Below are 25,779 nucleotides of genomic sequence, written 5' to 3' on the forward strand. Positions count from 1 at the left end.
GCCCAGATCCGGTCCGCCCACCGGACCTGGGGATCGATCCCCTGAACGCGCCCCGTAGGCTTGGGCGCGCGATGAAGACTTTTGACGAGCTGTTCGCCGAGCTGGGTGAGAAGGCGCGGACGCGGCCGGAGGGTTCCGGGACCGTGGCGGCGCTGGATGCCGGCGTGCACGCGATCGGCAAGAAGCTGGTCGAAGAGGCCGCCGAGTCCTGGATGGCCGCCGAGTACGAGGGCAAGGAGCGGGCTGCGGAGGAGCTGTCGCAGCTGCTGTACCACGCCCAGGTGATGATGCATGCGCTCGGCCTGGACCTCGACGACGTGTACCGACATCTGTAGGAGTACGCACAGATCACCGGTTCATCTCATCCGAAAGGGCAGTGCCATGCTGCGCGTCGCAGTACCGAACAAGGGCTCGCTGAGCGAAGCCGCCACCGGGATCCTGGCCGAAGCCGGCTACAAGCAGCGCCGGAGTACCAAGGACCTCACCCTCACCGACTCGGCCAACGAGGTCGAGTTCTACTACCTGCGCCCCCGCGACATCGCGGTGTACGTCGGTGAGGGCACCCTCGACGTCGGGATCTCCGGCCGCGACCTGGTGCTCGACTCGCACGCGGACGCGGACGTGATCATGGGCCTCGGGTTCGGCTCGTCGACGTTCCGGTTCGCCGGCCGGCCCGGGGTCGCGGACTCCGTGAAGGACCTGGCCGGCAAGCGGATCGCCACGTCGTACGCCGGAGTGCTCCAGGACCACCTCGCCGAGAACGGGGTCGAGGCGGCGGTGGTCCGCCTGGACGGCGCCGTCGAGTCGGCCGTCCAGCTCGGCGTCGCGGACGTGATCGCGGATGTCGTCGAGACCGGTACGACGCTGCGCCAGGCCGGGCTCGAGGTGTTCGGGGAGCCGATCCTGCAGTCCGAGGCCGTACTGATCAAGCGGCACGGTGTGGACACCCCGCCGAACGGCCTGCAGCAGCTGGTCCGCCGGCTCGAAGGCGTCCTGATCGCGCGGAACTACGTGATGATGGACTACGACATCCGCGCCGAGGACGTGGACGCGGCCACCGCGGTGGCGCCGGGGCTGGAGTCGCCGACCGTCTCGCCGCTGCACCGGCAGGGCTGGGTCGCCGTCCGGGTGATGGTGCAGCGGGCCGAGGCGCAGCGGCTGATGGACCAGCTCTGGGAGGTCGGTGCGCGGGCGATCCTCACCACCGACATCCACGCCTGCAGGATCTGAGATGGCTGCCCGGGGCCGGCTGCTGACGTTCCATCCGTGGATCGTCTCCGGGATGTCCGCGGGGATGGGGCTGTGCCTGATCGCCGTGTTCGGCGTGATCTGGTTCCGGCTGTCGCCGGAGGACCGGGCGACGTTCGACTGGTTCCAGCGGATCACGTTGCTGGCGTTCTTCGGCGCGGTGCTGTGGATCCTGTACCGGATGTCCACGCTGCGGGTGACGGCGTACGCCGACCGGGTGCGGGTGCGGAACGTGTTCAGGTCGTACACGCTGAAGTGGTCCGAGGTGACCGCGCTGCGGTTCCGGCCGGGGGACGCGTGGCTGCAGCTGTTCGATGCCGACGACAACCGGATCGGGATCCTCGCCATCCAGGCCTCCGAGGGGGCGCGGGCGACCCGTGCCGCCAAGGAGCTGGCGGCGGTCGCCCGCGAACACGGCGCCGGGGCTAGACCGATACCTGAAAAGTAGTCCTGTGGGATTCGCCCGGCTGCAGGACGATCAGATCCTGGCCGGTGCGGAACGCGTCCGGCGGGCAGGTCATCGGTTCGACTGCCAGGGCGGTGCGGCCTACCGGTTCGCCGGTGAACAGCTGCATCCACTTGGTGTCGCTGGTGAGGATCGAGCGGGCGCCCGTTTCCGGGTCGGTCAGGGCGACGGACCATTGGCCGCCGAGGCCGGTGAAGGCGTTGTCGATGACGGTGGCGCCGATCGGGTGCGGTTCGTGGAAGTCGTACGGCGAGCCGCCGACGGGTGTCAGGCCGAGTGGGGTCAGGCGGTCTGGGGAGACCTCCAGGCGATCGCTCGCCCGGAACTCCAGCACGCATTCGTCGACGGGGCGGCCGACGGTGAGGTACGGATGTGCTCCGTAGCCGTACGGAGCTGCTGTCCTACCGACGTTGGTAGCAGCTGCCGTCACCGTCAGGTGCGTTGTCAGGTGGTAGGTGAGGTGGAGGTCCAGCTGGTGCGGGTAGCCGGGTTCGCCGTGGAGGCGGTGGGCCAGTTCGACAGTGGAGTCGTCGGACGCGTCGTCGGTGCGGTACCAGTTGGCCCAGCGGGTGAGGCCGTGGATGGCATTCCGGCGGGCGGGTTCGCTCAGCGGGAGGTGCTGGGTGACGCCGTCGAACGTGTACTCGCCGTCCGTGATCCGGTTCGGCCACGGGAACAGGTGCTGGCCGATCCCGGCGTGCGCCGGCTCGTCCTCGCCGTACCCGAGCAGCACCGGACGCCCCTCGTACGTGAGCCCGCGCAGCCCGCCGCCGACGCCCACCACGGTCGCCTCGTACCCGCCGCCCCGAAGACCCCACTGATCACCTGAAGGCAAGACATTCATGTCCCCATCCTCACCCATCTGCGTACCGAAGAACGGGCAGTGGTCACCCCTCGGCGGCCCGGCCGGCGCCAGTCAGGCGTGCGGCGGACGCCGCCGGCCGACCACTGCCCGTTCTTCGGTACAGCATGTCCATCGGGGACGCACCCGTTCGTGGTGATGATGTAGACAGCCACCCAGGAGGTACGACGTGAAGTACATGCTGCTGATCAACGCCGGTGAGCTCGACCCGCAGAACGCGCCGGTCGGGTGCGAGCCGGAGGACTGGATGCGGTTCGACAAGGAGATCCAGGACGCGGGTGTGGTGGTCGCGTCCGAGTCGCTGGCCGACCTGGTCACCGCGACCCGCATCCAGGTCGCGAACGACGGTAAGCGGACCGTGGTCGACGGGCCCTTCGCCGAGACCCGGGAGGTGCTCGGCGGGTTCTACGTGATCGACGTACCGGATCTGGACGTCGCGCTCGGCTGGGCCGCGAAGTGCCCGGGGTCGCGGGGCGGTGGCTCCGTCGTGGTGCGGCCGGTCGCGGAGTTCTGACGGTGGACCAGGTCGACGCGGTCTTCCGGGAGGAGCGCGGCCGGTTGCTGGCCGCGCTCGCCCGGCGGTTCGGCGACCTCGACCTGGCCGAGGAGGTGACGTCCGAGGCGATCGAGACGGCGCTCACCCGCTGGCCGGTGGACGGCGTACCGCCGAACCCGGGCGGCTGGCTGATGACGACCGCCCGGCGGAAGGCGGTCGACCGGCTGCGGCGCGACCAGGTGTACGCCGCCAAACTCGCGATCCTGCAGGTGGAGGCGGACCGCCCCGCGCCGCAGGCCGGCGGTGACGAGCTGCCCGACGAGCGGTTGCAGCTGTTCTTCACCTGCGCGCACCCGGCGCTGGCGCCCGAGGACCGCGGCGCGCTGACCCTCCGCTGTCTGGCCGGGCTGACCACGCCGGAGGTGGCGCGGGCGTTCCTCGTGCCGACCGCGACGATGGCGAAACGGATCGTCCGTGCGAAGAAGAAGATCCGGGAGGCAAGGATCCCGTTCCGCGTCCCCGGTCCGGACGAGCTGCCGGAGCGCCTGCCCGGCGTACTGCAGGTGATCTACTCGGTCTTCACCGAGGGGTACGCCGCCAGCTCCGGGCCGTACCTGCAACGCCTGGACCTCGCCGAGGAAGCGATCCGCCTGGCCCGCATCCTGCACCGCCTGCTCCCGGACGCCCGCGAGGCGACCGGTCTGCTCGCGCTGATGCTGCTGATCCACGCCCGCCGCGACGCCCGCAGCGGACCGCACGGCGCGATCGTCCTGCTCGAGCACCAGGACCGCAGCCGCTGGGACCAGGACCTCATCGCCGAAGGCCGCGCCCTGGTCGTCACCGCGCTCACCGGCGGCCCGGCCGGACCGTACGCCGTACAGGCCGCGATCCACGCCGTCCACGACGAGTCCCCCGACTTCGCGAGCACCGACTGGCCCCAGATCGTCCAGCTGTACGACGTACTCCTGGAGCTCGACCCGTCACCGGTGGTGGCGCTCAACCGGGCCGCCGCGATCGCGTTCCGCGACGGCCCCCAGGCAGGGCTCGCGCTCCTGGACGAGCTGGGCGCCGAACCGCGGCTGCAGGACTACCACCCGTACGCCGTCGCGCGCGCCGACCTGCTGCGCCGGCTCGGCCGTTTGCCCGCGGCAATCACCGCGTACGAGGACGCCCTGGCGCTCGCGGGATCCGAACCGGAGCGCGCGCACGCCCGTGACCAGCTCGCCGAGTTGGGGCAGACTGCCGACATGGAAACCGTTTACGAGGCCGCGGGTGGGTCCGAAGGACTGGAGCGGCTGGCGGCCGCGTGGCACGAGCTGGTGATGGCCGATCCGGTCGTCAGCCACGCGTTCCACGACGGAGCGAAGCCCGATCACGTCGAACGGCTGGCGTCGTACTGGGGTGAGGCGCTGGGCGGACCGCCGGCGTACACCACGAAGTACGAGACCGAGGCGTTCGTCCAGCGGTTGCACTCCGGGAACGGCGAGCACGACGAGATGAACCGGCTCGGCATCGACTGCTTCGACCAGGCGATGACGAACGCCGGCCTGACCGACCCGCGGGTCCGCCAGGTCCTGCACGACTACTTCGCCTGGGCCACCTTCAACACCATGTACCGGCACCGCGCGGAGGACGTCGACGACGGCCAGGCAGTCGTCCAATGGTCCTGGGACGGGCTTCAGGACGCGGCGGAGTCGTGAAGGGGTAGCGCCACCGACGTCGTGGCCAGCTCCAGGGCCGGGTCGAACGGTGTCGACGGGTTACCGTCGACGATCACGTGCGCACGGGACCGGGTCGCCTGCTCGGCGAAGTGGTCGCGCTCCCAGCGCATCCACTCCAGCCAGTGGTCGCGGAGCGCCTCGCCGTCGCGTTCGATCCCGCGGTCCAGGCGGACCTGGTTGGACGTCTCGACCCAGAGCCGCAGCGACTGCCAGTGCCCGGCGTCCCGGTCGCAGGCCGTGACCCCTTCGACGATCAGCAGGTCCACGGTGCTCGGTACGACGTGCAGCTCGTCGTACGCGCCCTTGTACCAGTCGTACCGGCGGTAGCGTCCCTCGCGGCCGTCGGCCAGCCGTTGCAGGACGTGGTCGCGGAGCAGCGCGAATCCACGCTCGGCCCCGGTCCAGCCGTCGTACAGGTCGTCCATGTGGATCACGTACGTGTTCAGGTCGCGCAGCTTCGCGCGGGCCTCGAGGCGGGCGGCGACGGTGGTCTTGCCGGAGCCGGCCGGTCCGTCGATGCCGATCAGCCGGGTCCGGCCCAGGTGCGGGGAGCCGGCCTGGACGTTGTCCAGCAGCGAGTCGATGGTCAGGGGCTTCGGGCCGTGGTCAAAGGCCTTGTCAGTTGATTCCATGGCGCTTCAGGATGTCCTCGATCTCGTCGAACTCCGACGATTCCTGCTGCTTCGCCTTCCCCTTTGACGGCCCCTTTGAGCGCGCAGCAGCTTGTGTGGTAGTGGCTGAAGCGGGCGCGGGTCCCGTCGGTGTCAGCTCTCCCGCGGGCGAGGCGGGTTTCTTGGGTGCCTTCTCCTTCGGGGTCCGGCCGCGGGCGACGCCGGACACGACGTACAGCACGACCGAGACGCCGAACAGCGCGACCCCGGCCCAGACGGTCGGTGAGAAGATCAGGTGGGCGGCCCAGCTCACGACCGAACGCACTACTTCCCAGAGCACCTTGAGCAGACCGGTCATGTACAGGGACACCGGTAGCAGCGACCAGGCCACCCCGCGCGTCCCTGCCGCGACCCCGCGGCGCCGCCAGGCGAACCACGAACCGATCAGTCCGAGCAGCGTCAAGCCTGCGCAGAGCGGCAGTAGCGTCGAAGCGTCGTAAGTAGGCACATGTCCAGGCTCGCACAGTTGGCCCGCGAACCAAGAGGGGAAAGGCCCTGACCTACCCCTGAAACAGTTCTCCGGAGATCCGGGTTGGAGAATGCAGGTATGCAACCAGAGCGGCGGCTGGCCTTCACGGGGTTCGACAACGACGACGGGTCAGCGGATCCGGCGTTGGCGACGGCGCTGGCCGCGGGGGACGACGGCGCGGTGCTCGCGGCGCTCACCCAGGCCCGGCTGCTGGTGCCGGTCGTGGCGATGCTCGGCGAGCTCGAGTACGACGAGAACGGGCTCGCGCACGACAAGACGTCCGACATGGCGGTCGCGCTGCTGCAGGGGCAGGACGGGCGGAACGCGTTGCTCGCGTTCAGCGGTTCCGAGAGCCTGGCTCGCTGGAGCCCGGACGCGCGCCCGATGCCGGCCCAGACCAAGCTGGTGGCTACCGCCGCGATCCAGGAGGGCGCGGCCGCGATCGTCCTGGACATCGCCGGCCCGGCGGCGGGCGTGATCGAGACCGACGACGTACGGCGCCTGGCCGCCGGCCTCCAGGTGGTTCGCCTGGAAGACGGCGGCTACGCGTGGGTCGAACCGGCCGGCTCAGACCCCTCCGGCAGCTGAGCCGGCCGGAAGAGGGTCAGCCGACGGCGGAGGAGAGCGCGTCCATCGGCTTGGCGCGCATCGCGATCCGGCCGGTGATCGCGGTCGTCGGCAGCACCAGCAGCAGTACGACGGCGACCCACGCGAGCAGGATCCACACCGGACCGGACGGGATCGGCCAGCCGCGCGTCGCGATCGCGATCGGGAACACCGTGAACGCCGCCGTGACCAGTCCCGCGACCAGCCCGAGCGCCGCGATCAGCAGCCCCTCCAGGACGAGCATCCGGGAGACCTCGCGCCGCGTCGACCCGGTCAGCCGCTGCAGCCCGAACTCCCGCCGCCGGTCGAGTACCGCGACAGCGATCGTGTTGATCGAGGCGATCGCTGTGTACGCGACCGCGATCGCGGCGAGCAGGTAGCCGATCCAGGCGTCCACGCCGAGCCCGGTGTCCAGTCCGTCGGCGAGCACGCTCCGTTCGCCGATCGACGTACCGGGCCATTTGGACAGGTCGGTCTTGAGCACGGCCTTCTTGTTGTCCGTCTTCAGCACCAGCTGGCTGGGGAGGCCGGTCGTCGTGTGGGCGGCGAGGAGCTGGGCGGGCAGTAGCAGGGACTCGTACCCGGACGGTCCTTCGGCCAGCGCGACCACCTTGAGCTTGACCAGCGCGTCGTCACCCAGCCGTACGCCGAGCTCCGAGCCGACGTCGACCTTCAGCTTCTTCGCCGTACCGGGCGGGATCGCGACCGTGTCGCCGGTCAGGTCGTCGAGCGAACCCTTCGTCACCTTGCCCTTGTAGACCGGGCCGCTCAGGCCGAGCAGGGGCCAGGCGTCGCTGGTGTGCGACTTGTCGTACGGCTCCTCGATCCAGCCCTTGCTGCGGACCAGTTCCGAGACCGTGGTGACGCCCGGCATCGTCCGGGCGGCGTCGGTCAAGGATGCGGGGATGCCGCCCGCGGTGGAGCTGATCACGATGTCGCCGGCCAGGTTCTTGGTGAACGCGTCGACGGCCGCCTGCTGCTGCGTGGTCTGCGAGTAGATGTTGCCGACGGCAATCGCCGTGGCGATCGTGATCGGTACCAGGATCGCGCCGAACTGCACCGCGCGGACCCGGAGGTTGATCACCGCGAGGATGCCGCTGGTACCGCGCTTCTCGACCAGGCGGGTGATCCGGGGGATCAGGGCCCGCCGGATCACGAGCGGGGCGAGTACGGCGACCGCGATCGAACCGGTCAGCCCGGCCGGGCCGCCGATCGCCGCAGCGTTGGCGGGACCCATGAACGGGGTGGAGAGCGCGATCGCCACCGTCGCACCGGCGAAGACCAGGCCGATGATCATCCGGACCCGGCCGAGGGCGACGTTCGGTACGGCGGCCTCGGCGAGCGCCTGGATCGGGCGGATCCGGGCGGCCCGGGCGGCGGCGATTCCGATGGTGACGCGGAGTACGGCGAACGTCAGTACGGCGGCGCCGGCGAACGGGAGCGGGCCCTGGTCGAAGCGGAGTTGCGGCGGGACGACGCCGCCGTCGGCCAGCATGCCGAAGATCCAGGTGCCGGCGATCCGGCCGCAGAGCAGGCCGAGGACGAGGCCGAGGACGCCGACCACCATGGTCTCGGCGATCACCATCTTGGCGACCTGGCGCGGGGTGGCGCCGCTGGCGCGGAGGAGGGCGAGTTCGCGGCGGCGCTGACGGACCGACAGGCCGATCGTGGCGGAGACGACGAGCGCCATCACCACGGCCACCATGCCGCCGAACACGCCGGACATGATGATCAGCGGGAGACTGGTCGCGATCCCGGAGAACTCCGCGACGCCACGCTCGTCGCCGGTGTACGCCTTCACACCGGCCGGCAGGTCGAGCCGCTTGGCGAGGTCGCGCACCGACGTACCGCCCGCCGGGAACACGCCGATCGCGTCCACTCCCGCCGGCACGTCGGCGTCGGCGAAGAACACCGCCGGCACGTCAACCTGATGCTGGGCAACCGCAACCCCCGCAAGCACGTACGTCCGCGGCTCGCCCCCGACGGTGATCGTCACACGCTCACCCGGCCGGACCCCGCCCGCCAACCGCTGATCAAGCACAACCTGCCCACTACGGGGGGCACGCCCGGCGATCAACCCGTACGGCGTCAAGCCCGCAGACCCCCAGCCATGCCCAGCAAGCACACCCGCGTCAGGCGCGCTGCCAGCGCCGACGGAACCCGCGCCGGGCGTGAGGACTGCTGGGAAGGATCGGTCGGGGACTGCCTTTTCCACACCCGGGGTGTTCAGGAGTTTGGTGATGAGGGCGAGGTCCAGGCGGTGGCGTTCCGGGAGGGCGGCTGAGCCGCTGCCGTCCGGTGGGTGGTAGGCCGGGTCGCCGGTGACGACGATCGGGGCCGCGGCGAGGCGTTGGGGTGGGGCGTTCAGGCGGAGGCCGGTTTCGAGCAGGCCGCCGGCGGCGCTGAGCAGCGCCCCGCCGAGCAGGACCGCGACGAAGATCGCGAGGAACGCGGCGGTCCGGTACCGCAGGGTGGTGACGGCGAGGCGGAACATGAGTCAGATCTCCCTCAGGAAGTAGGACATGGCCCGGAGGCGGAAGTACCGGGTGAGGCGGTCAGTGGCTGCGGGTGGAGCTGAGGTGGGCCAGTTCGGTGGCGACGGTTTCCGGCGTGGGAGCGGTGGACTCGGAGGCGATCCGCCCGTCGACGAGGAACACGACGCGATCGGCGTACGACGCGGCGACCGGGTCGTGGGTGACCATCACGATCGTCTGACCGAGCTGGCGGGACTGGTCACGCAGCAGCGTCAGGACCTCGAGCGCAGTACTCGTGTCCAGGGCACCGGTCGGCTCGTCGGCGAACGTGATCGCGGTGTGCCCGGCCAGCGCCCGGGCGATCGCGACGCGTTGCTGCTGCCCGCCGGACAGTTCGCTCGGGCGGTGCCGGACGCGTTCGCCGAGGCCGACGCGCCGGATCACCTCGGTCACCCACGCGTCGTCCGGCTGCTTCCCGGCCAGCGTCATCGGAAGTACGACGTTCTGACGCACGGTCAACGCCGGCATCAGGTTGAACGACTGGAAGACGAACGCGACCTGCTCCCGCCGCAACTCCGTCAACGCGGTCTCGTCGAGCCCCTGCAACGACTGACCTGCCAACTGCACCTCGCCCGCCGTCGGCGTGTCGAGCCCGGCCGCGCAGTGCAGCAACGTGCTCTTGCCGGACCCCGACGGGCCCATCACCGCGGTGAACGTTCCGGCAGCGAACCCGCACGTCACACCGGCCAGCGCGTCGACCGCGCCAAGCCCGGTGCCGTACACCTTACGAACGTCGGTGAGCTGGACAGGCGTACTCACGACGCCACCAGCACATCGCTCTTGCGGTGGTACGACTCGTTGGTCCACCACAGGATCGCCACGATCGCACCGAGGCCGAGGTCCGACCAGAGCCACCACGGCCCGTCGAAGTGACCGAAGACCGCCAGCGCCAGCCAGACCACGAACTGGACCACGCAGGCGACCAGCCAGACACCGGTGAAGGCCTGCAGCGCCACCGTCAGCCCGCGCGGCGGGGCGGCGTTCGCGACGCCGGACAGGATGTTCCGGAGCTCGCCACGGGTGCGGGCCGTGAGGACCCGGTCCTGCCGGTCGCTCGCCTGCGACGGGGTGAGGGCGGCCTGCCGTACGGCGCTGTCCAGCCGGGCGATCGCGGCGCTCCGGTCGGCGTCGGTGAGCGCGACCTGGTCGGGGGTCAGCAGGGCTTCGAGCATGTTGTTCATGAGAATCGTCCTTTCAGCGGGTTCCGATGTGAAAAAGCGTAAGGGTTGAACAGTTTCTCCTACCCGGTGCTCAGGACCCGTTTCGAGGTGGTGCTAACACCCCTTTTCGGAGCTGTCCGGCGTACGACAGGATGGGAGGTATGACCGAGGACCGCGGGGAACTGCCGCCGGGGCTCGCCCTCTCCTGGGGCGTGCAGCCGGTGCAGCGGCGCGGGCCGAAGCCGGCGCTGACGATCGAGCAGATCGTGGCCACCGGCATCGAGTTCGGCGACCGGTACGGGTTCGCGGCGATCTCGCTGCAGCGGATCGCGGGCCGGCTCGGCGTCACCACGAACGCCATGTACCGGTACGTCCGTTCCAAGGAAGAGCTGATCGTGCTCGTCCACGACAGGGCGCTCGGCCCGCCGCCGGAGCTGCCGGACGGCTGGCGGCCGGCCGCGACCGCGTGGGTCGATGCCCAGGTCGTGCTGTACGCCGAACGCCCCTGGCTGCTCGACGTGCCGATCCGTGGCGCGCCCGTCACACCGAACGTGCTGCGCTGGATGGAGGTCATGCTCGCCGCGCTCGCGGAGACAGGGCTGAACCAGCACGACAACCTCGGCTGCCTGATGCTGCTCGACGGGTACGCGCGCAACTACGCCGGTCTCGCCCGGCAGCTCGGTGCCGGCGACCACACTCCGGTGCAGGCCGAGCAGGTCGGCCGTTTCCTCGTGCCGCGGCTCCTGGAGGGCGGCTATGCGACGGTGGCATCGCTGTATCTGAACGCGGAGTACGAGGACGGGCTCGACGACGATCTGGAGTTCGGGCTGGCCCGGATCCTGGACGGTATCGAGGCGCTGATCGCGAAGCAGTAACGCTGGGGAAACAGCGTGCGGAGTTGGATCTCAGTGGTCATCGATCACGTGAGGAGCACTCCCTTGGCACAGCAGAGCAGCAGGCGCACGTTTCTCCGGAGGTCCGGGCTGGCGGTCGCACCGGCAGTCGTTGCCGGCGGCGCCTGGGCCTATCCCAGCGCGGCTCAGCAGACCGGCCGCGGGACGGCTGCCGACGAGCTGGACAAGTACCTCGACAAACTGCAGGCCGACGACTCGTTCTCCGGCACTGTCCTGGTGCTCAAGGACGGCCGCCCGGTCGTGTCCCGCTCGATGGGGTACGCCGATCAGGGTCGGCGAGTCCGCAACCGGCCCGACACGATCTTCTGTCTGGCCTCGGTGACGAAGATGTTCACCGGGATCGCGATCGGCCGGCTCGCGCAGCGGAGGTCGCTGAACCTCGACGACCCGATCGGGAAGTACCTGAGCGGGTTCAAGGCCGGGATCGGGGACAAGGTCACGATCCACCACCTGCTCACACACACCTCGGGCCTGGGCGACTACATGCAGCTCGACGGGTACTGGGCGGAATCGGCCACCTGGACGACGCCGCAGCAGACCATGGACGGCATCCTGCGCTACGTCCGCACCGAGTCCCTCGCGTTCGCGCCGGGCACCGAGGCGAAGTACAGCAACTCCGGCTTCCACGTCCTGGGCTGCATCGTGGCGAAGGTCGCGGGCGTCTCGTACTACGACTACATCCGCACGAACGTGTTCCGCCCGGCCGGTATGACGTCGTCCGACTTCACCCTGCTCGACCAGTGGAAGACCGACCGCCGCTTCGCGCATCCGTACCCCACCGACCAGTCCGGCAAGCGGTACGACGCCCTCGCCGCCGGAGCGTTCGGCCTGATCGGCAGCTTCGTCGGGTACGGCGTGGACAGCTCGGTCCTCAACGGCGGGCTGATCACCGGCCACACCGGCGGCGCGCCGGGCGTCAGTACGAGCGCCGAGTGGTACCCCGAGCGCGGGTACACCGCCGTACACCTGGGCAACTACGACCCGGCCCCCGGTGCGAACGTCAACCAGGAACTGCGCCAGGTCCTCACGAGCTGATCCGCACCGGTCCTTCCGCCCGGGCCGAGACCCACTGCCGGTGGAACTCGCTGCCGGGGGCAACTTCCGCGCGCCGGTCCGGTTCGGTCCGGAGGTCGACCGGCGCGGTCAGCGTGGCCACCGGGGCCGGCCGTGGTACGCCGTTCAGCCGGACGTCGGCGATCAGCTCGGCGAACGCCTGCGCGGCCGGCTTGCGCTGGTGGTCGACGGTGAACAGCCCGAGGTCGTACTCACGGTCCGGGAAGTCGAGCAGCCGCCGGTCGACGTCGTGCGACGACCACCAGGTCACGCCGTACAACGCCGGATTCGTCAGCACGCTGGAGACCGTACGGCGGGTGAACTCGGCCTGCAGGTCGACCGGGATGTCCGGACCCGGTACGCCGACCTCCTGCAACCAGACGGGCCGATCCGGCGCGAGCGACCGGGCGAGCTCGATCAGGTAGTCGGCGTGCGTGAGCGTCGCCGGCCCGAGCGGACCGTCCACTCGTGAGACCCCGTTGAAAACCCACGAGTGCACGGTCGTCAGGTCGCCCAGGTCGACGGCGTCGACCGGGCGGAACGGGTGGTCGCCCTGGTACCAGGCGTCGTCGAAGACCGAGTGCAGCGCGAGGACGTCGGGCGCGGCCTTCTTCAGCGTGGCCAGCAGGTCCCGCGCCCACACCGTCGAGGTCTCCGCGGTGGTGGAGCTGTCCGGCCAGAGGTTGTTGACCTCGTTCCCGAGGGTGATCGCGAAGACGTTCGGCTTGGTCGCGACCGCGCGCGCCACGGTGTCGACGTACGCCGTGAGCCCCTCGCGGACCGTCGGGTCCTCGAACAGGCTGCTCCGGTGCCAGGTCAGCACCCATGACGGCAGGAAGTCGAAGCTGGACAGGTGTCCCTGGATCAGGTCGACCGCGACCGTCAGGCCGTGCTCGGCGGCGGCGTCGATCGTGTCGAGCAGGTCGGCGATCGCGCGCTCGCGGATGATCGCCCGGTTCGGCTGGATCCACGGCCAGACCGGGAACACCCGGACGTGGTCGAGACCCATCCCGGCCAGGTCGGCGAAGTCCCGCCGGACCGCGTCGCCGTCGTAGTCGAGCCAGCTGTAGAACCACCCCGCCGACGGAACGTAGTTCGCACCGAACCGGGGCGTGCTGGTCTGCAAAGCCATGCCGAGGATGCTAAATCGGTTTAGGCCGGTTGGGCAACTGCCACCACCCCGGGCCGGCTGAGAGGTTCACCGCCGAGGTGGCCCGTTCACCCCCCGCATGCGCGCGGTGAACGGGCATCCTGAGAGGTGAACCTCTCAAATGCACCCGTGCGGGCGCCGGGATGCAGGTGGGTGGTGGGTCAGGCCGGGGGTGCGGTCGACTCGCGGACCGTGAGGACCGGGTCGGCGGTGCGGCGGTTGATGACCATGCTCGGGTCGGCGATCGTGTCGAGCAGGACCTCCGCCGCCTGGCGGCCGAAGTCGAAGGTGTCGCGGGACAGCGCGGTCAGCGCCGGGTGCATCAGCTGGGTGAGGATCGAGTCGTCGAAGGCGACGATCGACAGCTCGCCGGGCACCGAGACGCCCATCTCCATCGCGACACCGAGGCCGGCGACCGCCATCACGTCGCTGTCGTAGACGATCGCGGTCGGGCGGTTCGGCTGGGAGAGCAGCTTGCGGGTGATCGCGGCGCCCTCCGCGTCGCTGAAGTCCGTGGTCAGCGACGGCGCGTCGAGCAGCCCGAGCCGGGGTGCCGCGTCCCGGACCGCGCGGATCCGGCGCTGGGTGTGCTGGAAGTTCGGCGTACCGGCGACGTGCGCGATCCGCCGGTGGCCGAGCGCGGCCAGGTACTCGACGATCGCCAGCATCGCGTCCCGGTCGTCGGCCCAGACCGAGGCCAGCGCGCCCTTGCCGCCGCGGCCACCGATCACCACGGCCGGCAGCTCGAGCGCCTTGAGCTCGTCGATCCGCGGGTCCTTGACGGTCAGGTCGACCAGGATCACGCCGTCCACCCGGTGCTCCGACGCCCACCGCCGGTACACCTCGATCTCCGCCGCGCTGTCCTCGACGATCAGCAGCTGCAGGGAGATCGACTCCGAGGACAGCCCGGACTGCACGCCGGACAGCAGATGCGCGAAGAACGGCTCGACGCCCAGCGTCCGGGCGGGGCGCGCGATCACCATCCCGACCGAGTCCACCCGGGACGCGCCCAGCGCCCGCGCGGCACTGTGCGGCCGCCAGCTCATCTGCTCGGCGATCTTCAGGATCCGCTCCCGGGTCGCGTCGCTGACTCCGGGCCGCCCGTTCAGCGCGAACGACACCGCGCCCTTGGACACCCCGGCCCTGGTCGCGATGTCAGCGATCGTCGGTCTCACCATCGTCGTACCTCTCTCCACCCTTGACAGCGGATTCTACGATGTGGATAGTTCGGGAGCTATACCGGTTTATCAAATCCAGGAGATCCCATGCGTAGACGCCGTCCGGCGCTCGTGGCAAGTCTTGCCGTCGCCGCTCTCACCCTGGCCGGCTGTGGCCTCGGTTCCGGGGGCTCCGGCAGCAGCAGTGGCGGTGCGAAGCCGACCGTGGATTCGAACGCCCAGGTGACCGGTGAGGTCAGCTTCCAGACCTGGGCGCTGAAGCCCAAGTTCACGTCGTACGTCGAGGGCGTGGTCAAGGCGTTCGAGGCCAAGTACCCGGGCACCCACGTCACCTGGCTGGACCAGCCGGGCGACGGCTACGACAAGAAGGTGCTGAGCCAGGCGTCGGCCGGCCAGCTTCCGGACGTGACGAACCTGCCGCCGGACTTCGCCCTGTCGCTGGCCAAGCAGAACATGCTGCTCGACGTCGCCGCCGCGGACCCGAAGATCAAGGACGAGTACGTCGAGGGCGGCGTCCAGGCGTACGAGTACCAGGGGATGGACGGCACCTTCGGCTACCCGTGGTACCTGAACACCGACATCGACTACTGGAACGCGACCAAGTTCGCCGCGGCCGGCCTGGACGTGAAGAACCCGCCGAAGACCTTCGACGAGCTGCTTGCGGCCGCGAAGACCATGCACGACAAGACCGGCGGCAAGGAGTACCTGATGAGCCGCCTGCCGGGCATCGGAGACTTCACCAACGCCGGGATCAAGATCCTCTCCGACGACGGCAAGAAGTTCGTCTTCAACACCCCGGAGGCCGCAGCGCTGCTGGACAAGTACCGCGACGCCTACAAGGCCGGGTACATGCCGCGCGACATCCTGACCAACGAGTACCTGGGCAACTCCAAGCTGTTCACCCAGGGCAAGGTCGCCTGGACGACCGGTGGCGGCAACGCGATCCAGGACTTCATGAAGGACAACCCGTCGCTGAAGGGCAAGGTCGTCCCGTCGCCCGCGCTGGACACCCCGCCGCTGTACGTGCAGGGGCTGTCGGTGTCCGCGAAGACCAAGAACCAGGCCGCCGCGATCGCACTCGCCCGGTTCGTCACGAACGCCGAGAACCAGGCCGCGTTCGCAAAGATTGTGAACATCTTCCCGTCCACCAAGGCCTCCGCCCAGGACCCCTACTTCTCGAAGTCCGACGGTACGCCGGAGAGTGACGCCAAGGTGCTCGCGTTCCAGTCGCTGGCCAAGGCGAAGAACCTGCAGCCGCCGGTGATCAGTGGCGCGACCAACGACTTCATCGGGCAGCAGATCTCGCTGGCCATCTCCGGCAAGATCTCGTCGCAGGCCGCCCTCGACGCCGCGGTGGCGAAGGCCGACCAGCTGCTCACCTCCTGATGCGTACCAACCGATGGTTCACCCCGTGGGTGCTGGTGATTCCAGCACTCACGTGGTTGCTGGTGTTCAACCTGTGGCCGTCGATCAACACCGTGATCCTGTCGTTCACCAACGCCAGGCCGATCGGCGGCGGCCACTTCGTCGGGCTGAAGAACTTCGAGACCCTGCTGCACGACGACCAGCTGCGCTGGGCGTTGCTGAACAGCGTCATCTACATGGTGGTCTGCCTGCCGTTCCTCACGGTCCTCCCGCTGCTGCTCGCCGTACTGGTCGAGAAGAAGCTGCCCGGTATCACCTTCTTCCGTACGGCGTTCTACACCCCGGTGGTGGCGTCCGCGGTCGTGGTGGCGCTGATCTGGCAGTGGATCCTGGACGACCGCGGCCTGGTCAACGGGCTGGCCGAGAAGCTCGGCGTGATCTCCGGGCCGTTGCCGTTCCTGTCCGACCAGTGGCTGTTGTTGCTGAGCGCGATCAGCCTGACGATCTGGAAGGGGCTCGGGTACTACATGATCATCTACCTGGCCGCTCTCGGGAACGTCGGGCGTGAGCTGCACGAGGCGGCCGCGGTCGACGGGGCGAGCCCGCTGCGGCGGTTCCTGCACGTGACGATCCCCGGCGTCCGCGGAACGATGATCCTGATCTCGATCCTGATCTCGGTGTCCGCGCTGCGGGTGTTCTCGGAGCTGTTCATCCTGAGCGGTGGCAAGGGCGGTCCGGGCGGCCGGGACAACTCGGTGGTGATGCTGATCCAGCAGTACAGCCAGGGCTTCGAGGGCAACCTCGGGTACGCGTCCGCGCTGTCGATCGTGCTGTTCTTCGTCACCGTCGTACCGATGCTCGTACTGGCGCGCCTCAACCGTAGAGGAGCCGAAGCGTGACGGTATTTGCTGGCCGCGCCTCCGGCACGGCGGGGTCATGGGGCCTTGGCTCCCGGTCTTCCCCCGTCGCTCCGGTCGCTGCGCTCCCTCCGCTCCTCAGTCCAGACCGGGAGGCCCCATGACCACGGTGCAGGACGCCCCGCAACGAGTGGATGCCACCGCGACGCCGGTACGGCGGAGTCGTTCGTTCGGGTTCAACACGGTGTCGCCGCGGGAGAAGGTCGTGCGGTACGTGCTGCTCGTATTCGTGCTGCTGATCACGATCGGGCCGTTCCTCTGGCAGTTGTCGACGTCGCTGAAGGGGTCCGGCGAGGACATCTACACCCGGATCCCGCGACTGCTCCCGGCGCAGCCGACGTTCGCCCACTACAAGGAGGTGACCGACACCATCCCGGTCCTGGACTACGCGCGGAACTCGCTCGTGGTCGCCGTACTGGTTGTCGGCGGCAACATCATCGGTGCGTCGCTGGCCGGGTTCGCGATCTCCCGGCTGCAGTTCCGGGGCCGCAAGATCGTGCTCGGGCTGTTCCTGGCGACGCTGGTGCTGCCGGGCGAGGTCACGATCATCTCGCAGTACGTGACGGTCCGGGAGTTCGGGCTGGCGAACACGCTGCTCGGCGTCGCGCTGCCCGGCATGATCGGCGCGCTCAACGTGCTGCTGATGTACAACGCGTTCCGGGCGCTGCCGCTCGAGGTCGACCAGGCCGCGATCGTGGACGGCGCGAACGCCTGGCAGCGGTTCGTGTACATCGGCCTGCCGTCGGTGCGCGGGACGATCAGCGTGATCGCGATCTTCGCGTTCATCGGCGCCTGGGACGACTTCCTCTGGCCGCTGATCGTGCTCACCGACCCGAACAAGTACACCCTGACCGTCGGCCTGCAGTACCTGTCCGGCACGTTCAGCAACAATCCCCGGCTGATCGCGGCCGGCACGATGATCGCGTTCATTCCGATCGTGATCGTGTTCGCCACCCTCCAACGCTTCTTCTTCAAGGGCGTCGAGGAAGGCGCGGTCAAGGGCTAGCGAACTCCAGCCAGTGGGTGACGTCGGCGGAGGTGTGGTGGCGGATCGACCAGTCGACCTGACGTAGGGCCATGTGGGCCCAGTAGAGCCGCAGTACGGCGGGTTCGAGGACGGTCCGGAGCAGCTCGTCGAACCAGGTGAGGTCCGCGTCGGGCAGCCGGACGTGCGCACTGAAGCGCAGCGTGACCAGGCCGAACTTCCGGTCGCCGCGGCCGATGCCGTCCCAGTCGACGATGCCGGTGATGGTCCCGGCATCGTCGACCAGCACGTTGCCGGGGTGGAAGTCGAGGTGCACCAGGTCGTCCCCGGTCATCCCGCCCGGCTCGCCACGACCGACCTCACGGATCCAGCCGAGCAGCCTGCGGGTGCGGTCGTCGTACCGCTCGAGGGACTCGTGCAGGCAGAACCCCGGGCCGCTCTCCAGCAGGTACATCGACGGCACCGGCAGCGCGGGCGCGATCCCGGCGAACCGCTCCGACAGCGCGATCATCGCCTCCAGCAACGTCCGGTCGGCCTTCTCCGGCGCCCGTCCCGGCAACCGCTCCTGCACCACTCCGACGCCGTCCGGCAGCCCGGCCAGCATTTGGTACTGCGGAACCGGCAGCCCGAGCGCCTGCGCCACGTCGAGAGCAGCCGCCGTACGCCGTAACTCCGCAAGCCCGCCGGCCCCGCGCGTCAACACCCCGTCCCGCCCGTCCGGCCACCGCACGAACGCGGCCCCCACCTCACCGCCGGCCGCCCGCCCGACGAACTCCAGCCCGGCGCCCGTACTCCGGTTCACCTCGTCCAGCAACACCCGCGCATCGAGCTTCGGAACAGGGGGCGGCAGCTCGGTCATTCGCTCGACCGTACCGGCGGCGGGCCGAAGAGCCGACCGAATATCACGAACTTGTTCGTAACGAACATGTTCGCTATGGTGCAGAGGTGACCGAAGAACCCAGGAGTAGACGCGAGCGGCCCGCCAAGGCGGCCTTGTCGCGGCGCGCGATCGTCGCGGCGGCGGTCGAGGTGATGCGGACCGAGGGGATGGACCGCGTGACGATGCGGCGGCTGGCGAAGGAGCTGGACACCGGTCCGGCGTCGCTGTACGTGTACTTCCGGAACACCGCGCTCCTGCACGGTGCGGTGCTCGATGACCTGCTGGCGGCGGTGGACCTGTCGGCGGTGACGGCTGTTGGTGGCTGGCGGGAGCGGGTCGCGGCGGTGCTCACGTCGTACACCCAGGTCCTGTTCGAGTACCCGAGCCTTGCGCAGTCGGCTGTGGCGGCGCGGCCCGCGGGGGAGAACTACCTGCGGCTCGTAGAGGGCCTGCTGGCGTTGCTGGACGAGGGCGGTGTGCCACCGGCGCAGGCTGCGTGGGGTGTGGACCTCCTGCTCCAGCTGGCAACAGCGACGGCTGCTGAGCATGCGGGCGGTGACGACCCGGCGGCCTGGGGTGCAGCGCGGGCCGCACTGCTCGCGGTGCGGCCGGAGACGCATCCGCGCATCGCGGCGCTCGGCGAGGACCTGTTCAGCGGGCCGGGCGAGCAGCGGTTGGCCTGGGGGATCCACGTACTGATCAACGGGGTGCTCGGCACTCCACGCACGGGAGGTGCGTCGGCATGATCGCAATCATCGGTGCCGGGCTCGGCGGACTGATGCTGGCCCGGATTCTGCAGGTCAACGGCGTCGAGGCCGTTGTCTACGAGGCTGACGCGTCGCCGGCGGTGCGGACGCAGGGCGGGATGCTCGACATCCACGAGGACTCCGGCCAGGTGGCACTACGCGCGGCCGGGTTGTACGACGACTTCCTCCCGCTGGTGCTGCCGGGCGGCGAGGCGATGAAGGTGTACGACAAGCACGCCGTACTGCGGCACGCGGACGACGGTGGCAGCGGCCGGCCCGAAGTACATCGGAAGGCCCTGCGGGATCTGCTGATCGACAGCCTGCCCGCCGGAATGATCCGCTGGGGTTCGAAGGTCGACCTGGCCGACGATCAACTGCGGCTCGCGGATGGAACGGTCGTCGGCGCGGACCTGGTCGTCGGGGCGGACGGCGCGTGGTCGAAGGTGCGGTCGCTGGTGTCGGACGCGGTCCCGCAGTACGCCGGGATCTCGTTCGCGGAGCTGGATCTGCTCGATCCCGACGTACGGCATCCGGAGAGCGCGGAGCTGGTCGGCGGCGGGTCGATGTTCGCGCTGTCGGACGGGCGTGGGCTGCTGGCGCACCGGGAGCCCGATCGTCTGCACGTGTACGCCGCCTTCCGCGCGACCGAGCATGCGCCGGTCACCCCCGAGGCGCTGGCGGCCACCTTCGCCGGCTGGGACGACGCTCTGCTCCGGTTGGTCCTGGATGCCGACGGCGAGCTGATCCCGCGGCCGATCCACGCGCTGCCGATCGGGCACCAGTGGAAGCCGGTGCCGGGCGTCACCTTGCTCGGGGACGCGGCGCACCTGATGTCCCCGTTCGCCGGCGAGGGTGCCAACCTCGCTCTCCAGGACGCCGCCGAGCTCGCGGCCGTCCTGGTGTCCGGCGAGCCCCTGGACACCTACGAGTCGGCCCTGTTCGCCCGCGCCGAGCAGTCCGCACGCGAGTCGGCCGACAACCTCGAAATCTGCTTCGCCCCGGACGCACCAACCGGATTGGTCAATTTCTTCCGCGGGCTCTAGGGCATGTCTCCTAATCCCACGCCTACTGCGGGCACTCGGTGCGGCATCTCGGCGCACGGGTGCAAAGGCCACGATGCTCCGCATCGAGACCTTCGCCCCCGCGCGCCGAGCTACCGCACCGAGCACCTCCTCGCTACGACGTGGGATTAGGAGACATGCCCTAGCTGCGAGGTCAATCAAGTTTGCGTCATGGATACCGAGTATGCATACTCAGTATCCATGGAGAACGAGCAAGGGTTGGTGGTGCGCGATCTGACCCGGATTCACGGGGACGGTGCGCAGGCCGTGCAGGCGTTGCGGGGTGTGCAGCTCACGGTGCGGCCGGGGGAGCTGGTCGCGGTGATGGGGCCGTCGGGGTCGGGTAAGTCGACGCTGCTGACCTGCGCCGGCGGGCTCGACCGGCCGACGAGTGGGCAGGTGCTGGTCGACGGGAACGACCTCACCACGCTGAGCGCGACCGCGGTCGCGGCGGTCCGGCGGCGGCTGATCGGGTACGTGTTCCAGGACTTCAACCTGATCCCCGCGCTGACCGCGGCCGAGAACGTCGCGCTCCCACTGGAGCTGGACGGCGTGCGGACCCGGGTCGCTCGCAAGCAGGCGCGGGCGGCGCTGGCGGAGGTGGATATCGACGACCTCACGGACCGCTTCCCGGACGACATGTCCGGCGGCCAGCGGCAGCGGGTCGCGATCGCGCGGGCCATCGTCGGCGAGCGCCGGCTGCTGCTGGCCGACGAGCCAACCGGTGCGCTCGACTCGACCACCGGCGAAGCGGTCCTTCAACTGCTGCGCGACCGCTGCGACCAGCACGGCATCGCCGGTGTGCTCGTCACACACGACGCGCGGCATGCGGCCTGGGCGGATCGCATCATCTACCTGCGTGACGGCCGCATCGACGGTCAGACGGATGCCCTGCCGGACGCGGACGTGTTGCTGGAGGCCCCGCAGTGAAGCTCCTCAACGACTGGGTCCTGGCGTTGCGCCTGGCCCGCCGTACGGCGCGGCGCACCCTGGGCCGGACGCTCCTGATCGCTGCCCTCGTCGGCCTGCCCGTGCTCGCCGGGAGCTGGTTCAGCGTCGTACACCGCGGTACGCATCCCACGGGCGAGCTGCTTGCGCGCACCGTGCTCGGGTCGGCCGACGCGCAGCTGACGGTGCCGTCGGCGCGGACCGACGTACGCCGTGTGCTGCCGAGCGGGTCGCAGTACACCCGAGCGAAGTCGATGACCGGTGAACTCGAGGTGCGTGGCAACGGGGCCGCACTGAACGTCGGACTCGTCACGGGTGACTTCACGAACGCCCTGCTCGCAGGAACGTTCCGCCTCGACAAGGGGCGGATGCCGGCCAAGAGGAGCGAGGTCGCGCTGTCGCCTGCGCTTGCGGACCACCTCGGGCTGCAGCCGGGTGGTGCGATGACGGCTGCGGACGGTACGACGTACCAGGTCGTGGGTCTTGCTCGTACGCTCGACTTCCCGAAGGCGCGACAGGTGTTCGCTTCGCCTGCGCTGGGCGACCCGGACTCGCAAGCGCAGTACCTGGTCGACCTGCCGAACGGGGTGGACGCGGCCGCGCTGGCTGACAAGCTCAGCAAGCAGGGGATGACGCTTGAATCGAGGGCCTCCGTCATCGACCCGCCTGCGACGCCGCGCGGCCCTGTGGGTGGTGCGGCGGCACGAGTGCTCATCGTCGGCTTCGGCGTACTGGAGCTCGTGCTGCTCGCGGGTACTGCGTTCGCGGTCGTAGCTCGCCGGCAGACCCGGGAGCTCGGTCTTGTCACCGCAGTCGGCGGTACGTCGGCCGACGTACGACGTGTCGTGCTGGCGCAGGGGCTGTACGCCGGACTGCTCGGCGCGGGTGGCGGGTTCGTGATCGGCGTGGTGACCGCGCTGGTCGGGAACGCGTGGTGGGAGGACGCGACCTCGACGCTGATCACCGGCTGGCAGCTCCCGTGGTGGCAGCTGCTCGGAGTCGTTGCCGTCGGGCTGGTTGCAGGGCTCGCGTCTGCGCTGGTCCCCGCGATCGGGGCGGCACGACGACCACCACTGGCCGCCCTGGCCGGCCGGTTCGCCGCGGTCGTGGGAGCGGTCCGGGTTCGCCGGGTCGCACTCGCACTGGTTGCCGGCGGACTGGTTCTGTCCGTGATCGGCAACATCCAGCTGGCCTCCGCGCTCGACACGGCACGGGAGCAGCGTGCCGCCGCCGACCCAGCCCAGATATCCCGGGTCGCCTCGGCGTCACCGACGCTTCCGGTCGCGGTGGTCGTCGTCGGCATCACTCTCGTCGTCGCCGGGCTGGTCTGGATGCTGCCCGCCCTGGTCGGCAAGGTCGCCGGGAGCTTCCGCAGCCTGCCGCTGGGCATGCGGCTCGCACTCCGGGACGCGTCAAGGCACCGGCACCGCACCGGCCCGGTCACCGCGGCGATCATGATCGCGGTCGCCGGTACGACGGCACTCGCGTTCGCCGTGGTGAACCAGTCCGCCGCGAAGGCGCAGAACTACGAGCCGGCCGGGCGGATCGGGGACGCGGTCCTGCAGTTCGACGGCGACGTCCCGTACTCGGCGCAGCTCGTCGACCGCGTCCAGAGCCTGCTCCCGGTGGAGCACCGCTACGACCTCGGCACCGTCGTACTGAACGGAACGAAGGCGATCGACGGCTACGTGGCGAACGGCAGCGTCTACTCGAGCGGCTACTCGCTGACGGCGGTCGACCCGGCGTACGTGGCGCGGTTCCTCGACTGGGGTCGTCGGGCTGCTGCCGAACTGCGGCAGGGAAAGGTCGTGGTACCGCTGGCGACGATTGCGCATGACGGGAAGGTCAAGCTCGCGCGCGGGGACGACCTCGACGGGCGCAGTACGATCCCTTACCCGGCTGCCGTCGTGACGTCGCCGCCGAGGGTCGGTGTGCTGCCACGGTCCGCCCTGATCAGTGCCGATGCAGCCCGGAGCCTTGGGACGGCCTCGGTCGACCAGGTGCAGTTCAGCCTGCGGGAGCAGCCGAGTGCTGCGCAGTTGGCCGCTGTCGCGAGGCTGCTCGGTCGTGAGGACGCGTTGACGGTCGAGCACGGTTACCAGAGCCCGGTGCGTAAGGCCTCGATCGGGCTGCTGCTTGCGGGGCTGGCGGCCACCCTGCTCGGGGTTGCGATGTCGGTTGCGCTCTCGATGTCCGAGGGGCGTGCGGACTTCGCGACGCTCGCGGCGGTAGGTGCACCGCCCAGGTTGCGGCGCGGGCTCGCGGCTGCGCAGGGCTGGTTCCTCGGGCAGCTCGGTTGTCTGCTCGGCGTGGCGGTCGGGGCCCTGTACGGGTTCACTGCGCACACTGTCGTCGGGTCGCCGACTGTCGTGGTGCCGTGGGCCGTGATCGCGGGTGTCGCCGTCCTGGTCCCCCTGTTCGCCGCTGCGGTGCCTTACGCCCTAACTCGTTCCCGATTGGAGCTGGTACGCCGTGCCGACTGAACAGCAGCTAGTGCCCTGCGCACTAGGGCGTCGCGGCCGGATCGTGCGGGTGGTCGTTGCGGTGGCCGGGATCGTGTTGCTCGTCAACGGATCGGTACGGGCCAGCGACGACCTGTGGCCGTTCGGGCCGATGTCGCAGTACGCGATGGTGGTCGCCGACGACGAGTCGATCGTCTTCACCCGGATCAGCGCGGTCACCGACGCCGATACGACGGTCGACGTACCGCTGAGTATCGAGGGGGCCGGGGTGGGGCGCGCCGAGATCGAGGCGCGCGCCGGGGAGATCGTGCGGAACCCGGCGCTGCTCCAGCAGGTGGCCGACGGGTGGGCGCGGAAGCACCCGGACAAGCCTCAGTACGTGAGCCTGTCGTTGATTCAGGACACCACGACGCTGGCCGGCGGCAGGGTCTCCGGGCCGCCGGTGCCGAACGTGCTGACGACTTGGAAGGTACGCCGATGACCTGGTTCACCCCGTCGATCGCGCGCGGGCGGATCGCCTGGCTGCGGACGGTGCTGTACCTGTTCGTGATCCTCGACATGCACGCGTTCGTCCGCGACACGCTGCTGAAGGGAGAGCACCCGGGCCTGTACCAGCCGCTGTTCCTCGCCCGGCTGTTCGACCTCCCGAAGCCGACGGTCGCGAACACCACCACGCTGTACTTCGTGCTGATCGCGGCCTGTCTCGTCGGTGCGACGAACTACTTCCCGCGGATCGCCGGCTGGATCGTCGCGCCGGCGTTCACCTGGTGGGTGCTGATCGGGATGAGCGACGGCAAGGTCGACCACGACCACATGGCGCTGGTGATCGCCTTGTGGGTGCTACCAACGGTCGGGAAGGCGTCGTACCGCGACCGGAGCCCGTCCGAAGCAGCCGGCTGGGTGATCCGGTGCATCCAGCTCTGCGTGATCGCGACGTACTTCCTGTCCGCGATCGCGAAGCTCCGCAGCGGGCACTGGACCCTCGCGTGGCCGAGCAGCGCCGTACTGACCTGGGCGATCGTACGGCGGCCGAACGCGGTGGGGGAGTTCGTGCTGCAGTACCCCTGGATGCTGCACGTCATGCAGTGGGTCGGGATCGTCGCGGAGTTCTGCTCGCCGGTGATCCTGTGGCTGAAGGGGCGGTGGCAGCTGTTCGGAGCCCTGTTCTTCCTCGGGTTCCACGCGGCCACCACCGCCCTCCTGGGGATCCACTTCCTGCCGACGGTGGTCTGCTGGCTCGCCTTCGCACCGCTGGAGAGGATCCGGGTCCCGCGGCTGCGCAGGTCCTACTTGGCGGCGGCCGGGTAGACCGCGCCGGTGTACTTCTCGCCGGGGCCCTGGCCCGGCTCGTCCTGGATCGAGCTCGCCTCCCGGAACGCCAGCTGCAGCGAGCGCAGCCCGTCCCGCAGCGGCGCGGCGTGGTGGTGCCCGAGGGACGGGCCGGCCGCGTCCAGCAGGCCGGCCAGCGAGTCGATCAGCGACCGCGCCTCGTCGAGGTCCTTGTGCTCCGGCAGGTCGGCGGCCAGGCCGAGGTTGACGGCGGCCCGCGCTCATCAGGTGGAGCGCGGCGGTGGAGATGATCTCCACCGCGGGCACCTCGGCGATGTCGCGGGAAGCGGTCGCGAGGGGGTCAGGCTGCGGAGTGGCATCTGCGTCGGTCATGCTGCTACTCTTACATGGCGACCGACCCGGTCCGTTGGTGACCCCTGAGTGGAATAGTTCAGGATCGCCGATGGTTCGAGTCTAAGCGGAGGGCCACCTCCCACCCAGTCGATGAACAGTCGGCGGGTCCCGGTCAACGTACGGCGTATCGGCCTTTCGGGGTTGGGACGTCGTACAGCTGGGAATTGGGCCTTCGTGTGATCGCACGAGGGCCTTCGTGTTTTC

The 25,779-nt window shown here is 69.8% G+C and carries 27 protein-coding genes; 17 read left to right on the forward strand and 10 right to left on the reverse strand.

What is annotated here, in order from left to right; translation table 11 throughout:
• Window positions 1-71 precede the first annotated feature (71 nt).
• Genes JOF29_RS08935 through JOF29_RS08945 form a run of 3 tightly spaced genes read left to right on the forward strand, consistent with a single transcriptional unit; the run spans window position 72 to window position 1,696 of the window.
• Window positions 72-335, forward strand: a complete 264-nt coding sequence (locus JOF29_RS08935) for a phosphoribosyl-ATP diphosphatase (protein WP_209693741.1) — start codon at window positions 72-74, stop codon at window positions 333-335.
• Window positions 336-381: 46 nt separating this feature from the next.
• Window positions 382-1,230, forward strand: coding sequence for an ATP phosphoribosyltransferase (gene hisG / locus JOF29_RS08940; RefSeq protein WP_209693742.1), 849 nt, complete (start codon window positions 382-384; stop codon window positions 1,228-1,230).
• Between the two features lies 1 nt (window position 1,231).
• On the forward strand, window positions 1,232-1,696 hold the full coding sequence (locus JOF29_RS08945; protein WP_209693743.1) for a PH domain-containing protein: 465 nt from the start codon (window positions 1,232-1,234) through the stop codon (window positions 1,694-1,696).
• On the opposite strand, the gene JOF29_RS08950 is transcribed toward JOF29_RS08945, so the two are convergent.
• Window positions 1,674-2,558, reverse strand: coding sequence for an aldose 1-epimerase family protein (locus JOF29_RS08950; RefSeq protein ID WP_209693744.1), 885 nt, complete (start codon window positions 2,556-2,558; stop codon window positions 1,674-1,676). The genes JOF29_RS08945 and JOF29_RS08950 overlap by 23 nt on opposite strands.
• Window positions 2,559-2,754: 196 nt before the next feature.
• On the opposite strand from JOF29_RS08950, the gene JOF29_RS08955 reads away from it, so the two are divergent.
• Both JOF29_RS08955 and JOF29_RS08960 read left to right on the forward strand, forming a co-directional pair.
• The gene (locus JOF29_RS08955; protein ID WP_245358256.1) at window positions 2,755-3,090 is read left to right on the forward strand and encodes a YciI family protein; all 336 of its coding nucleotides are present in this window, start codon (window positions 2,755-2,757) and stop codon (window positions 3,088-3,090) included.
• Between the two features lie 2 nt (window positions 3,091-3,092).
• Entirely contained in the window at window positions 3,093-4,772 is a 1,680-nt protein-coding gene (locus JOF29_RS08960) for a DUF6596 domain-containing protein (protein ID WP_307863223.1), read from the forward strand.
• Here JOF29_RS08960 and JOF29_RS08965 read toward each other — a convergent pair.
• Window positions 4,751-5,425, reverse strand: coding sequence for a uridine kinase family protein (locus JOF29_RS08965; protein WP_209693747.1), 675 nt, complete (start codon window positions 5,423-5,425; stop codon window positions 4,751-4,753). The genes JOF29_RS08960 and JOF29_RS08965 overlap by 22 nt on opposite strands.
• Window positions 5,412-5,912 carry a hypothetical protein gene (locus tag JOF29_RS08970; RefSeq protein ID WP_209693748.1) on the reverse strand — a complete coding sequence of 167 codons (501 nt, stop codon included), beginning with the start codon at window positions 5,910-5,912 and terminating at the stop codon, window positions 5,412-5,414. Before JOF29_RS08970 ends, JOF29_RS08965 begins: the two co-directional genes overlap by 14 nt.
• A gap of 99 nt (window positions 5,913-6,011) precedes the next feature.
• Between JOF29_RS08970 and JOF29_RS08975 the strand changes: the two genes are divergently transcribed.
• A complete protein-coding gene (locus JOF29_RS08975) occupies window positions 6,012-6,521 on the forward strand; it encodes an SseB family protein (RefSeq protein WP_209693749.1) in 510 nt (169 codons plus the stop codon).
• 16 nt (window positions 6,522-6,537) lie between these two features.
• Here JOF29_RS08975 and JOF29_RS08980 read toward each other — a convergent pair whose 3' ends face one another.
• The 3 genes from JOF29_RS08980 to JOF29_RS08990 form a co-directional block, all read right to left on the reverse strand.
• Complete coding sequence (locus JOF29_RS08980; RefSeq protein WP_209693750.1) at window positions 6,538-9,033, reverse strand: FtsX-like permease family protein; 2,496 nt, start codon at window positions 9,031-9,033, stop codon at window positions 6,538-6,540.
• A gap of 61 nt (window positions 9,034-9,094) precedes the next feature.
• Window positions 9,095-9,832, reverse strand: a complete 738-nt coding sequence (locus JOF29_RS08985) for an ABC transporter ATP-binding protein (protein WP_209693751.1) — start codon at window positions 9,830-9,832, stop codon at window positions 9,095-9,097.
• The gene (locus JOF29_RS08990; protein WP_209693752.1) at window positions 9,829-10,254 is read right to left on the reverse strand and encodes a DUF1707 SHOCT-like domain-containing protein; all 426 of its coding nucleotides are present in this window, start codon (window positions 10,252-10,254) and stop codon (window positions 9,829-9,831) included. Before JOF29_RS08990 ends, JOF29_RS08985 begins: the two co-directional genes overlap by 4 nt.
• Window positions 10,255-10,394: 140 nt before the next feature.
• Between JOF29_RS08990 and JOF29_RS08995 the strand changes: the two genes are divergently transcribed.
• Both JOF29_RS08995 and JOF29_RS09000 read left to right on the forward strand, forming a co-directional pair.
• Entirely contained in the window at window positions 10,395-11,108 is a 714-nt protein-coding gene (locus JOF29_RS08995) for a TetR/AcrR family transcriptional regulator (RefSeq protein WP_209693753.1), read from the forward strand.
• A gap of 63 nt (window positions 11,109-11,171) precedes the next feature.
• Entirely contained in the window at window positions 11,172-12,182 is a 1,011-nt protein-coding gene (locus JOF29_RS09000) for a serine hydrolase domain-containing protein (protein ID WP_209693754.1), read from the forward strand.
• Here JOF29_RS09000 and JOF29_RS09005 read toward each other — a convergent pair.
• Entirely contained in the window at window positions 12,172-13,332 is a 1,161-nt protein-coding gene (locus tag JOF29_RS09005) for a glycoside hydrolase 5 family protein (RefSeq protein WP_209693755.1), read from the reverse strand. The genes JOF29_RS09000 and JOF29_RS09005 overlap by 11 nt on opposite strands.
• Window positions 13,333-13,511: 179 nt before the next feature.
• Complete coding sequence (locus tag JOF29_RS09010; protein WP_209693756.1) at window positions 13,512-14,528, reverse strand: LacI family DNA-binding transcriptional regulator; 1,017 nt, start codon at window positions 14,526-14,528, stop codon at window positions 13,512-13,514.
• An 87-nt stretch (window positions 14,529-14,615) separates the two neighbouring features.
• Here JOF29_RS09010 and JOF29_RS09015 point away from each other — a divergent pair, with 87 nt between their 5' ends.
• The 3 genes from JOF29_RS09015 to JOF29_RS09025 all read left to right on the forward strand — a co-directional run bounded on the left by JOF29_RS09015 (window position 14,616) and on the right by JOF29_RS09025 (window position 17,816).
• Window positions 14,616-15,914 (forward strand): ABC transporter substrate-binding protein, encoded by a 1,299-nt coding sequence (locus JOF29_RS09015; protein ID WP_209693757.1) that lies wholly within the window; start codon window positions 14,616-14,618, stop codon window positions 15,912-15,914.
• Entirely contained in the window at window positions 15,914-16,792 is an 879-nt protein-coding gene (locus JOF29_RS09020; protein WP_209693758.1) for a carbohydrate ABC transporter permease, read from the forward strand. The genes JOF29_RS09015 and JOF29_RS09020 overlap by 1 nt, the downstream gene beginning before the upstream one ends.
• Window positions 16,793-16,910: 118 nt before the next feature.
• The gene (locus tag JOF29_RS09025) at window positions 16,911-17,816 is read left to right on the forward strand and encodes a carbohydrate ABC transporter permease (RefSeq protein WP_209693759.1); all 906 of its coding nucleotides are present in this window, start codon (window positions 16,911-16,913) and stop codon (window positions 17,814-17,816) included.
• Here JOF29_RS09025 and JOF29_RS09030 read toward each other — a convergent pair.
• Window positions 17,806-18,654 carry a phosphotransferase gene (locus JOF29_RS09030; protein WP_245357514.1) on the reverse strand — a complete coding sequence of 283 codons (849 nt, stop codon included), beginning with the start codon at window positions 18,652-18,654 and terminating at the stop codon, window positions 17,806-17,808. The two genes, JOF29_RS09025 and JOF29_RS09030, sit on opposite strands and share 11 nt — an antisense overlap.
• An 86-nt stretch (window positions 18,655-18,740) precedes the next feature.
• On the opposite strand from JOF29_RS09030, the gene JOF29_RS09035 reads away from it, so the two are divergent.
• The 6 genes from JOF29_RS09035 (at window position 18,741) to JOF29_RS09060 (ending at window position 25,200) form a co-directional block, all read left to right on the forward strand.
• Window positions 18,741-19,421: a TetR/AcrR family transcriptional regulator gene (locus JOF29_RS09035; RefSeq protein WP_307863224.1), complete on the forward strand. Its 681-nt coding sequence runs from the start codon at window positions 18,741-18,743 to the stop codon at window positions 19,419-19,421.
• On the forward strand, window positions 19,418-20,464 hold the full coding sequence (locus JOF29_RS09040; protein ID WP_209693760.1) for an FAD-dependent oxidoreductase: 1,047 nt from the start codon (window positions 19,418-19,420) through the stop codon (window positions 20,462-20,464). The genes JOF29_RS09035 and JOF29_RS09040 overlap by 4 nt, the downstream gene beginning before the upstream one ends.
• 219 nt (window positions 20,465-20,683) lie before the next feature.
• Window positions 20,684-21,412, forward strand: a complete 729-nt coding sequence (locus tag JOF29_RS09045; RefSeq protein ID WP_245357515.1) for an ABC transporter ATP-binding protein — start codon at window positions 20,684-20,686, stop codon at window positions 21,410-21,412.
• The gene (locus tag JOF29_RS09050) at window positions 21,409-23,913 is read left to right on the forward strand and encodes an FtsX-like permease family protein (RefSeq protein WP_307863225.1); all 2,505 of its coding nucleotides are present in this window, start codon (window positions 21,409-21,411) and stop codon (window positions 23,911-23,913) included. Before JOF29_RS09045 ends, JOF29_RS09050 begins: the two co-directional genes overlap by 4 nt.
• Window positions 23,914-23,962: 49 nt before the next feature.
• Window positions 23,963-24,373, forward strand: coding sequence for a hypothetical protein (locus JOF29_RS09055; protein WP_307863226.1), 411 nt, complete (start codon window positions 23,963-23,965; stop codon window positions 24,371-24,373).
• Complete coding sequence (locus JOF29_RS09060; RefSeq protein WP_209693763.1) at window positions 24,370-25,200, forward strand: HTTM domain-containing protein; 831 nt, start codon at window positions 24,370-24,372, stop codon at window positions 25,198-25,200. Before JOF29_RS09055 ends, JOF29_RS09060 begins: the two co-directional genes overlap by 4 nt.
• On the opposite strand, the gene JOF29_RS42875 is transcribed toward JOF29_RS09060, so the two are convergent.
• Complete coding sequence (locus JOF29_RS42875; RefSeq protein ID WP_307863546.1) at window positions 25,179-25,418, reverse strand: DUF1844 domain-containing protein; 240 nt, start codon at window positions 25,416-25,418, stop codon at window positions 25,179-25,181. The genes JOF29_RS09060 and JOF29_RS42875 overlap by 22 nt on opposite strands.
• Window positions 25,419-25,779 lie beyond the last annotated feature (361 nt).

The sequence above is a fragment of the Kribbella aluminosa genome (assembly GCF_017876295.1).
Taxonomy (GTDB): Bacteria; Actinomycetota; Actinomycetes; order Propionibacteriales; family Kribbellaceae; genus Kribbella; species Kribbella aluminosa.